Source organism: Pseudomaricurvus albidus (assembly GCF_018863235.1).
Lineage (GTDB): Bacteria > Pseudomonadota > Gammaproteobacteria > Pseudomonadales > Cellvibrionaceae > Pseudomaricurvus > Pseudomaricurvus albidus.
In genome coordinates, this window is sequence record NZ_JAHKRS010000001.1 from 569,136 (window position 1) to 584,316 (window position 15,181).

A 15,181-nucleotide genomic window follows, 5' to 3' on the forward strand; every position below is an offset into this window, starting at 1 on the left:
TCACTTCAAAAGTTACCAAGAGTCAACTGAGTCAACATCGAAAATTATTCGGAGTTATTCCTTAAGCCGCGCTTTCAGTTGCTGTTCGTTTGGCCAGGTAAAGGTGAAACGGTAGCCCCGGATTCCATCTGACTCAATGTGGTAACGGCACATGTAGCTGTCCAGTATTTTCTTGATCACCGAAAGCCCAAGACCACTGCCTTCCACAAGGTCTCTGGGTTTGAGTGTGTGAAACAGATCGAATACTTTGGTGTGGTATTCTTTGGCAATGCCGGGGCCATCATCTTCAACCGTAAACTGGTAAAAATCTTCCATCATTTTTACGTTTACAGTCACAACCCCTTGGGATTGATCGTGATGCTTGATGGCATTGCCAATAAGGTTGCGGAGAATCAATTCCAAAGGCGTTGCCAGAGTGTTGATGTCTCCCACTTCGTTATTGCAGATAAGTTTGAAATTATCCGGTGGACTCAAGAGCTCAAAAAGTTGCTGAACTCTCTCGGTAATGCAAAACAGTTCGGGTTGGCCTTCTTTTCGTCCCACTCTTGAATAGCTGAGCAGGTCGTCGAGTAATCGTTCCAGACGAGATACGCGACTTTGAAGCAGTGTCAGATAATCAGAAGTCTCCGTTGAGATCTTGTCTCTCAGGTCATCTGCAATCCACTGGGACAGTTGGTAGATACCTCTCAAGGGAGCTTTAAGATCATGTGAAGCGACAAAGGCAAATTGATCCAGTTCTTTATTGGCTTCCAGTAATTCATTGTTGCGTGTCTTGAGGCTTTTCTGGGCTCTTTCAAGATCTTCCTGTCGCAATTTCAAATCTTCCGTTACTTTATTGGCATAATTGACGGCTCGCTCATTGGAGCGTACCAGTACGAGGAAGATAAACAGCAGCAACGTGTCAATTAACAGCCCTCCGATCAAGATCAGAAAAGGTTGATCCTGAGGGTGTTGGGCACGAAAAATCTGTGATGAATGCAGAGCAAATGTCCAGGGTCGGCCATACATTTCTACCGTAATTTCAGTGGTAAACATCGGATTATGGTCATAGTCTTCAGACGCAGTGGTCAGCTCGTTGTAAAGCTCTTCAGTACCGTCATGGATACTGAAGTTCACCTGTCGGTTGGTGTTTTCCAGGGTACCATCCATCAGTCTATGCATAATAAAAGGTGCGTACACCAGGCCGAGAAACCCGTTGTGTCGATCACCGTGTGTAGAAGGTACAGGATCTGTAGAGTACCAGGGAGCGTAAAATAAAAAGCCCGGGGTTTTTCGCGAGTCCTGCACCAGGGTGATAGGGCCGGTTATTGTTGCGTTGCCGGTGTCCCTGGCTTTTTGGGCAGCGGTGAAGCGGTTGTGTTCATGAGCCATATCCAGCCCTATGGCTTTAAGATTACTGGCCTCGGGTTCGATATAAGTGATAGGCCAGTATTCGGGGATGGTATGAGCTGGATGAAGTGCATACTCAGGTAGGAGTTGACGTTGCCAGGCAAGATACTCGGGTAATTTTTTAAGTGGAACGTAATGAATAACCCCGATCCCGTTAATACCCGGAAATCGATTCTCAATTTGTAAACTGGTCGCAAAAGTTTTCCAGTCTTTGCGGGAGGCATCATCTTCCAGCATATGCAACGCGGCTACCCCGGCCCACAATGCCTCTTCGTACTTGGCCATTCGCTCCTGCACCAGTTCAAGAATTTGTGCCGCCTGAAAATCAAATTGTGCCTGGGTTTTCTCTTGCACCTGACGGGACGAAAAATACCAGGCACCCACGGTCAAAGCCAGTGAGAGAGCTAACACCAGCCAGTGATACCAATGCAGTTTTGTCAGTGGGGTAAGGCCTGATGCAGTGTCTGTTGTGGGCATGTGTACTACCGGTTTGGGGCTCTAATAATCGAAAGGCAAGAAATTCGCTGTTGACGTTAACAAACCGCTAATGGTTGATCTGTCAGTAACCGAAGCAGGTAAAAAATCGTCATTACTCGTATCATCGGCAAAATTTCCTAAATATGAAGCTTTTTGATGATAAGCCTCTGCAGCTTTTGACCTGTACAGGTATTATTTCTTTAACCTGTTTACGCATGATCACAGATTTTGGACTGGTAGCGTTATGATCCAAGACAAACTTTGGGCGCGGGATGTTAATGTTGTTTCGTAGGCCAATTGTGTGACTGGCAGGCGCCAGTGCCCGTGAGACGTGGCGGTTGGTGGGAGTTATTGTCGATTCTTGCTGGGATGAATGCTGGCAGAACTGTTGTTAGTGATCTCTATCTGCCAGCGGTATTGCATCAATCGAGAGACTGTCTTATAAGCTCGGGGTCATGCGACCCCGAGTTTTCTCTTTGAGTCCAGTTCAATCACGTTATCCTTGGTTGTGGCCGCGACGGCAGACATAAATTCCTGCCCCCAGTAATTGATGTCGTAGTACTCCACCACTTCGAAGGCTTCTTTCAAGCGGGCCTTGGCGTCCTTGGCGTGCATGTTTAATGCAAAGTAGCAGGTGTCAGCCAGCTCTACCGGATCGTGGGGGTTGGCCAATACCACACCGCGCAATTCTGCAGCGGCACCGGTAAACTCTGATAACACCAGCACACCGCGACCATCGGTCAGGCCTTGAGTCGCCACATACTCCTTGGCCACCAGATTGAGACCATCGCGAAGCGGCGTAATCCACATGACATCGGCCATGGCGTAATAGGCTACCAGTTCCTCAAACGGAAAACTGCGGAAGAAAAACTGGATGGGTGTCCAACCCACCCGGGCAAAGCTGCCGTTGATTCTGCCCACCGCCTGCTCAATCTGCTGTTGCAGTTCATCGTAGATGGACATTTCCTTGGCTGCGGGCACACAAACTGTAAGCAGGGTGATCTTGCCGATCAACTCCGGATGGGTCTTGAGCAGACGTTCGTAAGCGGTCAGTTTTTCCAGAATGCCTTTGGTAAAGTCCAGCCGCTCGACCGAAAGAATAACCCGGGTTCCATCCAGCTCTTCACGCAATTCCGTCATGCGGTTTTGAATGGACGGCATGGCCAAAGCACTCTTGATGCGATCGAGACTTAAACCCACCGGATGAGCCCCGAGGCAAATGGTGCGACCATTGACTTCGATTTGTCGGGTCATTTCATCCAGTCCCACAGCACAGCCGTAAGTCAGAAAGCGCGGAGCACAGCTGACTTTTTCCTTGACCGTAAACGGTGTGACTCCACGAACCACATCGACAAAGTTTTCCGATTGACGGGGAATGTGAAAACCGACGTAGTCACACTGCAACAGGCTGCCGATAATATCCTTCCGCCAGGGCAGTACATTAAACACGTCGGCAGACGGAAAGTAGGTGTGGTGGAAAAAGGCAATGGTCACATCCGGGCGAATTTCCCGCAGATAGGCCGGTACCATCCAGAGGTTGTAATCGTGAATCCAGACCACGGCGTTTTCAGCAGCCTCGGCAGCGGCGCGCTCGGCAAAGGCACGGTTGACTTCGAGAAACACTTCCCAGTGTTCTTCGCGAAACGTGGCCCGCTCCCAAAAAGTGTGTAACGTTGGCCAGAAGGCTTCCTTGGAAAACTTTTTATAAAAGATATCCACTTCGTCTTTCGTCAGACGCACCCGTGCGGCACGCAGGTTGGGGTAGTTGCTGGCATCTACTTCGGTGTGTGTTTCAAAATCGCCGTGATTGTCATCGTGTGTTGACCAGGCGACCCAGGAGCCCCGGCGACCGTCGGCAAAGAAACCCAGCAGGGTCGGAATGATGCCATTGGGTGAGGAGGGGCGTCGACGACGAAGCTCGCCTTCTTCAAACACTTCTTCGTACGGCAAACGGTGATAGACAATCACCAGATCCGATTTGCCCGGTGGCAACAACTCCTGAGCTTCCGCTTCGAGGCCGGCGGGGCCGAGAAAACCAAAGTGCTGAAAGGCTTCGAGGATGCCGCCACAACCGGGTTCACTGGCGTGAAACACACGCGCGCGATTTTCGGTGGATTGTAACAGCGCCGGTTCTGACTCTCCCACACACACGCCGATAAAGCCCTGTTCATACATGGACAGATCATTGAGGGTATCGCCGGCAACCATCACCTGTTCCGGATGCCAGCCCAGATGTTCCACCAGCTCGCGCAGGGTTTTGCCTTTATTGATGCCTGGTGGCAAAACATCCAGATAGAGATCCGCGGAATACAACAGGTCACAGGAAAGGTCGTTGACGATGGAAATGATTTCATCATCAATGGCACCTTCTTCACAAAAATAGGAACAGCGACGCTCCTGAGGCACATCCTGACGTTGCAGTCCGGTTTTGTGAGCCAGGGCGTTTTCAATCACCTGGGTTCCGGGCCACAGGGCATCAATTTTTGCCTGCAGTGGCTGAATGGGTTGTTGTGTGAGGCCTTCAACAATGGTGCAGCCCACATCGCAAATAATGTAATCCGGTTGTGGAATGGTGGGATCGGATAACAGCGGCAAAACGGACTCCAGTCCGCGGCCGGTGACAAAAGCCAGAGTGATGTCCGGATGGGCGCTGATGAGCTGGTAGAGTTTAAGCCGCTGTTCCGGCGTACCGGCGAGAAACGTGCCGTCCAAATCGGTGGCTAATAGCATGACAATCTCCTGTAACTGATAACGGGAAACCGGCCCGAAATCAGAGCAGTGTGTTATGCCTTAAAGCAGCTGGCCGCAGGTGCGAGTCTGTATTTTTCGTCCAAATCTGTGTTCGTCAGAGAACCGTATTTTTGGACAACCGCCGCGCAATTGCGCGGAATGGATCATGGTTGTTAAAACCATCAGCGACAGCCTTTTTAAGGCCTGAATGCCTGACTAACCCTTTGTTGAATCCCACAAGTGTTGTGACCAACACGGCGACTGTTGGAATCCTGCCGCTGCAACATTTAACAAAGAATTAAATCCTGCCTGCGACTTCCTTTTCCGTGTGCGGTGTTTCGGACACGGTTTCTCCCTGCATGGTTTCCTGTTCTTCGTCCGGTAACATCTCCAACACCGTGGGTGTGGTTCGCACCATGGGAACAAAGTGTGCAGGTTGATCGGAAGTCACTGTCATTGAGTGCTGCAAGTTCCGTACCGCGAACAAACAGAGCACCATTTGCATGGCGACAAAGTAGAGTGTCAGTGCCTGAGAGCCCATCCAGGACATTAACTGTCCCGCCAGTGCAGGACCTACTGCCGCACCAACACCGTGCAAAAATAATAAACTGCTCGCACCGGACAAAATATTTTCCGGCTCCAGCTTGTCCATCAGCATCGCCACTGACACGGGGTAGATGGCAAACGCAAAGCCGCCGTAGAGCGCCGCTGCCAGATACACCCAGTAGCCAAACAGGGAGGTGATCCACAACAAGGCTGCAGCAACCGCTGCCAGTAGCGTCACAACCGCCAGTACCTTGCGCCGGTCGTGGGTATCCGAATAGCGTCCCAGCGGAAACTGAAACAGTGCGCCACCGAGAATGGCAAAGGACATAAACGTGGCCACGCCGTGACTGTCGAGTCCAATGCGTCCGGCGTAAATAGCACCCATTCCCCAGAAGCCTCCCATGGCCAAACCGGATAACAACGCGCCGGCAGCGGCAACCGGTGAGAAGCGATAGATGGCGGAGAGTTTCAGCCGTGGCACCACCGACACTTCCGGTTGCTTTATGCGCGTCAGGGTAATGGGCACCAGGCTGATACTGACGAGAATGGCGGATACCGCAAACAACAGAAAGCTCTCGGCAGAACCCAGCCGTAACAGCTGCTGGGCAATCGCCAGTGACCCCAGGTTGACGGCCATATACACCGCAAACACCCGTCCGCGCTGCGAACCGCTGGTCTGCGCGTTCAGCCAGCTTTCAATCACGGTATAGAGAATCACCAGCACGGCGCCGGTCATCACTCGCAGCAGCAGCCAGCTCAGCGGGTGCACACTGAGTTCATGCAGCAGCACCGAACAGGCGGCGATCGCTGCACAACAGGCAAAGGTGCGAATATGGCCGACGCGTTGAATCAGTGGCAAGGCGAGAAACGTACCGATGAAAAACCCAAAAAAATACCCGGACATGATAAAGCCCATGGTGTTATCGGCGTAGCCTTCCAGACCACCGCGAATGGCCAGCAGGGTGTTGAGCAGGCCACTGCCCAGCAGCAGCAGGGATACACCCATTAGCAACGCGGTAATGGGAACAACCAGGGTTAACATCGTCGGTCTCCTGTCACGGTCAATGGTTTCAGGAAGCAAAAAGAAAGATGAGTTGCGGGATCAGAACTGGAGCGTTTTGGTCTCTCCGTCTTCCACATCAATGTACTCGATGGTGGTGGTTTTGAAGTTGAGATCCACAAACAAATGGCAGTAGCTTTCACCGTGACGCCAGGCCATGGAGACACTGCTCTGATTGGAATAGTTCAACTCAAAGTGGCCGTCAAACGCGGGATAGTGGCTGCGGAAGTGCATCAGCGCCAGTTGCCGTTTGACGACCGGTTGGGTGACGGCTTCGTCGATTTCTTCCAGCGAATAAAAGTGACGGTTGATGTCGCGAAACTCTCCGGTACTGTCCATCAGTTCGTAATCGTTACACCCGGCGAGCAGTCCGACGTAATACACCTGAGGAATACCTGGGGTAAAAAACTGAATCGCACGGGCTGCAATATAGGCGTCATCGTTGCGCATCAGTGCATCATAGAAGGTGCACGTTAATTGGTAGATGGCACCAACACTGTGCACATTGGCCGCCGAGCGACGCAGAATCGGGTCGGCGCTGCGGCTGTTAATGTTGTCGATAAGAATCGTAATTTTGTCTTCCGGCAGGATGGATTCCACATCGGGAATGCAGATGCCGTCGTGTGTATCCAGCACCGTTACCATATTGCGCGGACACATGCGCAACCAGTTTTTTAAGTACACACTGTTGGCGTCCAGCAGTGAATACAACAGCAGTGGCGGCAGAGCGAAGCCATAGGGATGCATATTGCGACGGCCAATGGCGTACTGATAGCTGGGGTGGTCGTGCACTTCCGGAAGAATTTCAGCGCCGTGCAACTGTGCCACCTCGTTGGCCCAATCCAGCAGTCGGTAGACTTCAGGCTCTACCAGAAAACAGCTGCTGCCAATGCGCTTGGTGGTGTAACCAAAGGCGTCCAATCGAAACAGTTTCACACCTTTTTCAGCGAGGAACTGCATGTTTTCTGCCATAAACTGATAGGTCAGTTCATTCTCAAAGTTGAGGTCAATCTGGTTCTCCGTAAAGGTACACCACACCCGCCCGGTGGAGCCATCGGCAAAGGTAACGTCGCGAAAAGGCTCCTTTTCCTTGCGGATGTGTATCTTGGCCAGATCGTCGTGGGAGATCTCTCCCAGCTTGTCCACGTCGACAAATAAATCGGCGAACTCGGATTGATCGCGCTTGGCTATATAGTCCTGAAACTCAGCGGATTGATCGGAGATATGATTGATGGTGACGTCGCAGGTGAGATCGAAATCGGCGGCAATGGCCTGGATATCGTCCCAGGTGCCAAAGGCAGGTTCGACTTCGCGGTGAGACAGGGGAGAAAAACCACCGTCGGCGTTGGAAGGGAAGAAGGGCAGAATGTGCACCCCGCCGACGCTGTCAGCAAAGTACTTTTTCATGACATGGTGCAGATCTTTCAGATCATTGCCCAGGCGATTGGGGTAACAGATGAGTTGGACGGCATTGCGTAAAGGCATCATTCCTCCTGTGAGTGTTACCCAAAGGAGGGTGCAATGTCTGTGCCAGTGGATTTTTTAAAGGCCTCTGTCCCGATCGGGTCAGAGGCCGACAATCAGAGAAACGGATTGCAGAGAAATGGTTTGGTTAATCAGTGTCTACGGACGCGCTTTTTACGAAAGGCGGCGAGCGAAAGGAGGCCCAGCCCCATTAACACATGGGTTGCCGGTGAAGGGACCGCGGTTGCCTGAGAGCCTGGCAGTTGAGTCAGAGACAGATCTGCAAAGCTGGCGTTTTGTTGCGAGTTGGCATACAACCCGAAAGAGCCGCCGCCAAAACCGGTAACACCCGCCTCGGATGCGGTCAGTGAGATCTCGGTGAGGCCGTTGATTGAAAACTGTATTAAATCGGCGGTATAGGAAAGGCTGAAATCATACCAGACGTTATCGGACCAGCCTGTTGAGCCCAGGTTAGTACCGCGTTGCAGCTCTTCAAAACCGACTCCGTGACTCCAGGCAGCATTGTTCCCATTACTGCCGTTGGTGACATGGCTGATGGATAAGCCTTGAGGAAACAGCTGAGAGCCAAAGGATTGGGTTCTCTGCTTCCAATCAATCAACCAGTAGTCTGCGCTGGTGCTGGTCAGTTCTCCGGGCTGCAGCCCCAGTGCGAAGCCAATAAAATCGTCATCGTTGAAGTCCATGACGCCGAAGCGCCCGCTCAGTACGGAATTCAGATTATTGCTGCCGCTGAACAATGCCGAAGGATCTGCGTTTGTGATCACATGAGCCCCGTTGGAGGTTTGTGACCAGTTGGATGGAGTGTCGGATTGCCAGGTGTTGAGATCCACCAGAGTTGCAAAGGCCGAACAGGGGAGTAGCAGTAAGATCAGGGACAGTAATCGCGAGTTAAGCATTCCAGATTGCCTCTAAAGTCAGTCCAATAGTGTTGGTTAAACGTTCGCTAAAAGAGTTGTTAAGGGTTGTTTGGATATCTCTTTTGGGAATAAGCAATTCTCGCGCCACGGGTTTTATCTAACTGATTTTATTGATCTTTTTGTATTTATTAAAAATCAGCAATTCAATTTGAGGCTGAAATTGTAAAAAAAACTGACAACTTACGCGCCTGCGGCAACCTCTTTCTGTGTTTGTTGAGTGAGTCCGGCCTTCAGTGCAGAGGATCAATAACAAGATCTGATCGTGTGGGTTAGAATGGCGCCTTTGTTCGTTTCAGGCGGTGAGCCACTCTGAAAACGTATCAATGAGAGCTCACATACCGTGTTACACAACACGTACCGTTTTTTTGATAGAGAGTCATCATGATTGAAGTATTGTTATTGGCGATTGCCCTGAGTATGGATGCCTTTGCAGTGTCTATTGGCCTGGGTTCAAAGAAAACCAGTTTTCCTCAAAAGAAGGCCGGCCCGCAAAGCGGCCCTCTCTCACTGGCGCTGATAGCGGGCGTTTACTTCGGTATTGCCCAGGGCGTGATGCCTCTGATTGGTTACCTCGGAGGCAAGGGGGTGTTGGGCTGGGTCGAGCATTACGCGCCCTGGATCGCGTTTGCGCTGCTGCTGTTTATTGGCGGCAAGATGATTTATGAGTCTTTCGCCGAAGGCGTCGAGGAAGACATTGCCCAGGTGACACACCGGGTTATGCTGATTCTCGCCATTGCCACCAGCATTGATGCCATGGCAGCCGGTTTTGCTCTCACCCTGATGGAGGTGGCCCCGCTGGTGGCGTGCTTGATCATTGCGGTCACCACCTTTTTGTTCAGTGTGCTGGGGGTTTATGTTGGTGTTAAAAGTGGCACCTGGCTGGAGAGCAAGGCAGAGCTGTTTGGCGGGGTGGTGCTGGTGCTGATCGGAGTGAAAATCCTGCTGGGATAACCGCCGCATCACTGTCGCAACATATTGTCAGTCATATAAAAAAGGGTCTCATTGAGACCCTTTTTTATGGGCGCTTACAAAGGGTGGATTTCTTTCTTAAAGCGGATTCTTCTAAAAAGGTAAGTTTCTGAAATCGGACTACACTTGAAAAACAAGTGATTACACGGCGGTTTGTTGTCCGATGTGACAGTAAACCAAATAATTATCCTGCTCCTTTGCTGATCAGGATGAAAGTCCCCCTCGTCAACGATTTAAGGACATATGTTATGGATGAATCCCGCTCCAAGGCTACCGAAACACCGGCGATGGACATTGCCATCCGGCTGGGGTTGATTGCCTTTTTGGTGTATCTGGCGATGAAGGTTTTTTCACCGTTTCTGGGGCTGATGGTCTGGGCGGTTGTGTTGGCGGTGGCGCTGTATCCCTTGAACTCCATGCTTGCTTCGAAAATGGGGGGCAAAAATGGTCGGGCGGCGACAGTGCTGGTGCTGATTGTGCTGTTGGTGATTGGGGTACCCACGGTGCTGCTGGGGATGTCATTTGTGGAGCATTCACTCAGTAGCTACAAGGCTCTTGAGGAGGGCACGCTCACCATTCCGGAGCCGAAGCAGAGTGTGGCGGGTTGGCCAATCGTCGGTGAGCAGGTCTATACCACCTGGCAATCGGCTTCCAGCAATGTCTCGGGGTTTGTGGCTGAGCATCACAAGCAAATGCAGGGCATTACACGTCGCGCGGTTTCGACCCTGGGTAATGGGGTGACAACACTGCTGGCGTTTGTGGCGGCTTTTATTGTGGCGGGAGTGATGCTGGCCTATGCCCATCCCGGCGCCGAAAGCACCCGTCGAATATATTCCCGCATCTGTGGCCCCAAAGTCGGGGAAGAGATGCACGTACTGACGGTGGCCACCATCCGTTCTGTCGCGACCGGCGTGATCGGCGTTGCGTTTATCCAGGCGATTCTTCTGGGTGTGGGGTTTTTGATTGCCGGTGTGCCGGCTGCCGGTGTTCTCGCCGTGATTGTGCTGGCTTTCGGCATCATGCAGCTGCCAGCGGCGCTGATCTTTATACCGGTGATAATCTGGTTGTGGGTCGCTGGCGACGGTTCCATGTTAATGAATGTGGGGGTGACGGTATATCTTGTGCTCGCGGGGTTGGCGGATAATGTGCTCAAGCCGATGTTGCTGGGTCGTGGTGTTGCCGCCCCCATGCCGGTTGTGTTGCTGGGGGCACTGGGAGGCATGATGACCACAGGGCTGATCGGTCTGTTTGTGGGCGCGGTAATCCTCGCGGTGGCTTATCAGATCTTTATGGCCTGGGTGGATTCCGATCCCAACTACCTTCCTGCGGCTGACGATGCCGCCAGTTCTGTGACTGATGCGGGTCAGTCACCTGAGTGATGCGAACTATTTCTTTTTACCTTATCCGCGGTGGAGCGGTCGGCCTGTTGCTGGGGCTGGCTGCCTGTGCGCCACTGGGCCCCGATTATCAGGACCCTGATATTCACTGGCTGGCCGATTGGCAGCCGGAGCTCTATGGCGAAACTCAACAGGACGCCGGGGCGACGGATCTCAGTCAGTGGTGGCAGCGATTTCAGGATCCGGTACTGACCGATCTGGTTGAAAAAGTGCGGCTGGAAAACCCCGCCCTGCGAATTGCGGGATTGCGGATTCTGGAAAGCCGGGCCCTGCAAGGTGTCGCTACGGGGCTGCAGTATCCACAGGTTCAACAGCTCACGGCTCAGGGTGCCTATGTGGATCAGCAGCGCGGCAGTGGCAGGGATCAGGAATTTAGAACCGGTGAGGCGGCGTTTAACCTCGGCTGGGAAATGGACTTCTGGGGACGCTTCCGCCGTGCGGTGGAATCCGCCGATGCCGCCTATTTTGCCTCGGTGACCAATCAGCAGGATGTTCAGGTGCTGTTGGCGGCGCAGGTGGCCTCGCTGTATTACAGCTACAAAACCACACTCAAACGCATCGAAATCGCCCGCAACAACGTGGTGCTGCAAAAGCGCAGTTTTGACATCACCGAAAAGCTCTATAACGAAGGGCAGGATTCCGAGCTCGATCTGCAACAGGCCAAGTCACAATATCTGGGCACACAGGCGACCATCCCCGGATTGCAATTGGCGCTGCAGCAACAGCGCAATGCACTCAGCGCTCTGCTGGGACGTCCGCCGGGGGATTTGCCGGAACTGGAGGGCGTCGACAGCAGCCTGCCTGAACTGCAACCTCTGAGTCTGCGTGAGGTACCCGCGAACCTGTTGCTGCGCCGCCCGGATGTACGTACCGCGGCCTGGTCGGCGGCGGCACAGTCGGCGCAGATTGGCATAGCGAAGGCCGATATGTATCCCGCGCTGTCGCTGTTCGGTTCGTTTGGCTGGTCGGGCAGCAGTGTGGAACTGACCCCCAATATCACCACCTTCGCGGCTGGCCCGGCACTTACCTGGAACCTTTTCAATTACGGTCGACTGAGAAACAACGTGCGGGTACAGGATGCGCGCTTGCAACAGGCGCTCGAAGCCTATCGCAACAGCGTGCTTAACGCCGCGCGGGAAATTGACGATGCCGCCAACCGCATTGCCCAGACCGGTGCCAGCCAGCAAATTCTCGACCAGTCGCTGACGGCGGCGGAACGCTCGCTGGAAATTGCCACCCGCCGTTATCGTGAAGGTTACTCGGATTTTCAGCGGGTACTGGATGCCCAGGCGAGAACCTTTTCCCAGTCAGACCGCGCCATCGTCAATCGGGGCGATCACGTGGCCGCCATCATCGGCCTGTACCAGGCACTGGGTGGCGGCTGGCAAGAAGCCGCCATCAATACCGTGATACCGGAGGAGACGCGCAACACCATGAGTGAACGCACCCACTGGGGCGATCTGCTGAAAGATCCTCTGGCAACACCGCCACCTCCCTCTGAGTCAGGAAGCAAACCATGAGTGACAACCCAGCAATAGATCAGCCATCTGCAGACCCGGCGTCAGCGGCGGAATCGGAATCCGCAGCCAAGGCGGTAAGCAAGGGAGGGCTCGGTATCCTGATCGTGATTGTGGTCAGTCTGTTGTGGTATCTGATGGCGGATCGATTCACCCCTTATACCTCGCAAGCGAGGGTACAGGGCTATGTGGTGGGGGTTGCCCCCAAGGTCGCCGGGTTGATTACCGAGGTCTGGGTCAGCAATAACGAGCGGGTCACAGAGGGACAAAAACTGTTCGCCATCGATCGTTCACAGTATGAAATTGCCTTGCAGAAGGCCCAGTCTGATCTCAACAATACCCTCAATCAGGTGGAAGCGGGGGGAGCGGCGGTGGCCATGGCCCGCGCCAACTTGCGAGCCGCAGAGGCCGGGCAGCTCAAGGCGCAGCAGGATTACACCCGCCTGAAGCGCCTGCGGGAGAGCGACCCCGGCACCATTTCCCAGCGTCGTCTGGAGATTTCCAAAGCCACACTGGAACAGACCCGGGCGCAGGTAGTCGCCGCCGAGGCGGATATCCAGCGGGCCATTGAGTCGAAGGGCGGAGAATCCGATTCCGACAATACCCTGCTGCAAACCGCCCAGACGGGTGTCGACAAGGCACAGCTCGATCTGGATAACACCACGGTGGTGGCCCAGTCTGATGGCATTATTACCGATCTGAAAGCCGAGGTGGGTCAGTTTGCCGGAACCGGCAGTCCGGTGATGACACTGATTGCCGTTGAGGATGTGTGGATCAACGCCGACTTTACCGAGAATAACCTCGGGCATCTGAAACCGGGCACACCGGTAGAAATCCTGCTCGATGCGCTGCCGGGCCAGGTGCTCAAAGGCAGCATTCGCAATGTGGGGGTGGGCATCAGCGCCGGCGGTTCGACGCCACCCGGTGGCTTGCCCTCAGTGCAGAACAATCGCGACTGGCTGCGTCAGGCGCAGCGCTTCCCGGTGCAGGTGGAATTCGCTAAACCCCTGGACCCCGAAGTGCTGCACCAGTTGCGTGTGGGGGGGCAGGCGTCGGTGATTGCCTACAGTGAAGGGCACGGCATACTCAAATTGCTGGGCAAGATGTACATCCGTATGTTGAGTATTCTCTCCTTCGCTTTTTGAGGCGGTGTCCTATGACTGGCTTCAAATCAACGCCTCTCAAAAAGCTGGACACCCGACAGCTGCCGCTGGCTGCCCGACGCAGCTTTCGACTGGCGTTGACTGCCAGTCTGGCGTTGGTGCTGGGCTATGGCATGGGGCTGGGGTTGCCTTACCTCGCGCCGCTGCTGGCGGTCATTCTCACCGCGACTCCGGCACCGCCCCCGGGCCCGAAACAACTGCTGGTGCTGGTGATTGCCGTGGTGGTGAGTCTGAGTATCGGGATCCTGCTCGGGCCGCTGTTGCAGTTTGCGCCCATCCCGGCGTTACTGATCATCTTCTGCGGATTGTTTTTCAGCAGCGGCCTGGCCATTGCCAAGGGCAAGGCAGCACCGGCGACACTGCTGGCGTTTGGTTTTACTGTCATACCCGCAGCCAGTAGCGCCAGTCAGGCTCTGGCCAGTGCCCTGATCGGCGCACTGGTGGTGAGTGTGGTGTTGGCGGTGGTGAGTCAGTGGCTGATTTATCCCTTCTTTCCCGAAGATCCGGTGGCACCGCCGGCACCGGCACCAATTTCGGTGGCCGATACCGACTGGTTGTCTTTGCGTGCGACCCTGATCGTGATGCCGGCTTTCTTGCTGACGCTCACCAACCCCGCCGCCTATCTGCCACTGACGGTGAAAAGTATATTACTTGGGCGCGAGACCTCGGACGTGAGTTTGCGGGACGCCAATCGGGAAATGGTACTGTCGACACTGCTTGGTGGTGTCTGTGCCATCGCAGTGTGGCTGTGTCTCAGTCTGGCGGTGGAACTGTGGTTTTTCGGCTTGTGGATGCTGTTGTTTATTCTGGTGCTGGCCAGCGGTGCCTACGGTGTGTTGCGAACCAAAACCGGCGCTCTGTTTCGGGCTGGCCCCACCTTCTGGGTGGGCACCATAACCACCATGATCCTGTTACTGGGTGCTGCCGTGCAGGACAGCGCCAACGGCAAGGATGTGTATCAGGCGTTTGCTGTGCGTATCTCGCTGTTTCTGGTGGTGGCGCTCTACGCCGGTTTTGCCATGGCCACTCTGGAGCTGTGGCGGGCACGAAGACGCAGACGGATTAACACTTCAACGGAGATGGGCTGATGTTGCTGAATTTTGTCATGGGGCTGTCAATGATGGCGCTCTGTCTGTTGCTGCAGGGCATGCTGGTGGTCGCCGCGTTGCGCTTCTACGCGTACCGACAAGAGAGGTTGAGTTCGACGTTTCTGATTGCCATGCGGGTGACGGCCATCCTGATGGTGATTCTGATCGTCGGCAACATGGCGCAGGTGGTGGCCTGGGCGCTGCTGTTTGTCTGGCTGGGTGAGTTTGAAACCCTGTCGCTGGCGGTGTATCACTCGGCGGTTAATTTCGCGACATTGGGGTACGGTGACATTGTGATGTCAGAGAAGCATCAATTGCTGGGGCCTCTGGAGGCGATGAATGGTGTGCTGATGATTGGAGTGTCCACCGCGGCCCTGTCGAGGGTGTTTGCCGAGGCGGTGAAAGGCTGGGTTACACCGCCGGCAGGTTCCGGTTCGGACTGA

11 protein-coding genes are annotated in these 15,181 nt (G+C 54.1%); 6 read left to right on the forward strand and 5 right to left on the reverse strand.

Features of this window, described 5'->3' with window-relative positions; genetic code table 11:
- Positions 1-54: 54 nt before the first annotated feature.
- The 5 genes from KOI40_RS02540 to KOI40_RS02560 form a co-directional block, all read right to left on the reverse strand.
- On the reverse strand, positions 55-1,866 hold the full coding sequence (locus KOI40_RS02540) for a CHASE domain-containing protein (RefSeq protein ID WP_216095861.1): 1,812 nt from the start codon (positions 1,864-1,866) through the stop codon (positions 55-57).
- A 453-nt stretch (positions 1,867-2,319) separates the two neighbouring features.
- Positions 2,320-4,596 carry a glucosylglycerol-phosphate synthase gene (gene ggpS, locus KOI40_RS02545; RefSeq protein ID WP_216095862.1) on the reverse strand — a complete coding sequence of 759 codons (2,277 nt, stop codon included), beginning with the start codon at positions 4,594-4,596 and terminating at the stop codon, positions 2,320-2,322.
- A 298-nt stretch (positions 4,597-4,894) separates the two neighbouring features.
- A complete protein-coding gene (locus KOI40_RS02550; protein ID WP_216095863.1) occupies positions 4,895-6,184 on the reverse strand; it encodes an MFS transporter in 1,290 nt (429 codons plus the stop codon).
- 60 nt (positions 6,185-6,244) lie between these two features.
- A complete protein-coding gene (gtfA, locus tag KOI40_RS02555) occupies positions 6,245-7,687 on the reverse strand; it encodes a sucrose phosphorylase (protein WP_216095864.1) in 1,443 nt (480 codons plus the stop codon).
- 131 nt (positions 7,688-7,818) lie between these two features.
- Complete coding sequence (locus tag KOI40_RS02560) at positions 7,819-8,583, reverse strand: PEP-CTERM sorting domain-containing protein (protein ID WP_216095865.1); 765 nt, start codon at positions 8,581-8,583, stop codon at positions 7,819-7,821.
- Between the two features lie 402 nt (positions 8,584-8,985).
- Here KOI40_RS02560 and KOI40_RS02565 point away from each other — a divergent pair, with 402 nt between their 5' ends.
- The 6 genes from KOI40_RS02565 (at position 8,986) to KOI40_RS02590 (ending at position 15,181) form a co-directional block, all read left to right on the forward strand.
- Entirely contained in the window at positions 8,986-9,555 is a 570-nt protein-coding gene (locus KOI40_RS02565) for a manganese efflux pump MntP (RefSeq protein ID WP_216095866.1), read from the forward strand.
- A 266-nt stretch (positions 9,556-9,821) separates the two neighbouring features.
- A complete protein-coding gene (locus KOI40_RS02570; protein WP_216095867.1) occupies positions 9,822-10,952 on the forward strand; it encodes an AI-2E family transporter in 1,131 nt (376 codons plus the stop codon).
- Positions 10,952-12,490: an efflux transporter outer membrane subunit gene (locus tag KOI40_RS02575; protein WP_233709993.1), complete on the forward strand. Its 1,539-nt coding sequence runs from the start codon at positions 10,952-10,954 to the stop codon at positions 12,488-12,490. Before KOI40_RS02570 ends, KOI40_RS02575 begins: the two co-directional genes overlap by 1 nt.
- Complete coding sequence (locus KOI40_RS02580) at positions 12,487-13,632, forward strand: HlyD family secretion protein (RefSeq protein WP_216095869.1); 1,146 nt, start codon at positions 12,487-12,489, stop codon at positions 13,630-13,632. Before KOI40_RS02575 ends, KOI40_RS02580 begins: the two co-directional genes overlap by 4 nt.
- An 11-nt stretch (positions 13,633-13,643) precedes the next feature.
- The gene (locus tag KOI40_RS02585; protein WP_216095870.1) at positions 13,644-14,738 is read left to right on the forward strand and encodes a DUF2955 domain-containing protein; all 1,095 of its coding nucleotides are present in this window, start codon (positions 13,644-13,646) and stop codon (positions 14,736-14,738) included.
- Positions 14,738-15,181 carry an ion channel gene (locus tag KOI40_RS02590; RefSeq protein WP_216095871.1) on the forward strand — a complete coding sequence of 148 codons (444 nt, stop codon included), beginning with the start codon at positions 14,738-14,740 and terminating at the stop codon, positions 15,179-15,181. Before KOI40_RS02585 ends, KOI40_RS02590 begins: the two co-directional genes overlap by 1 nt.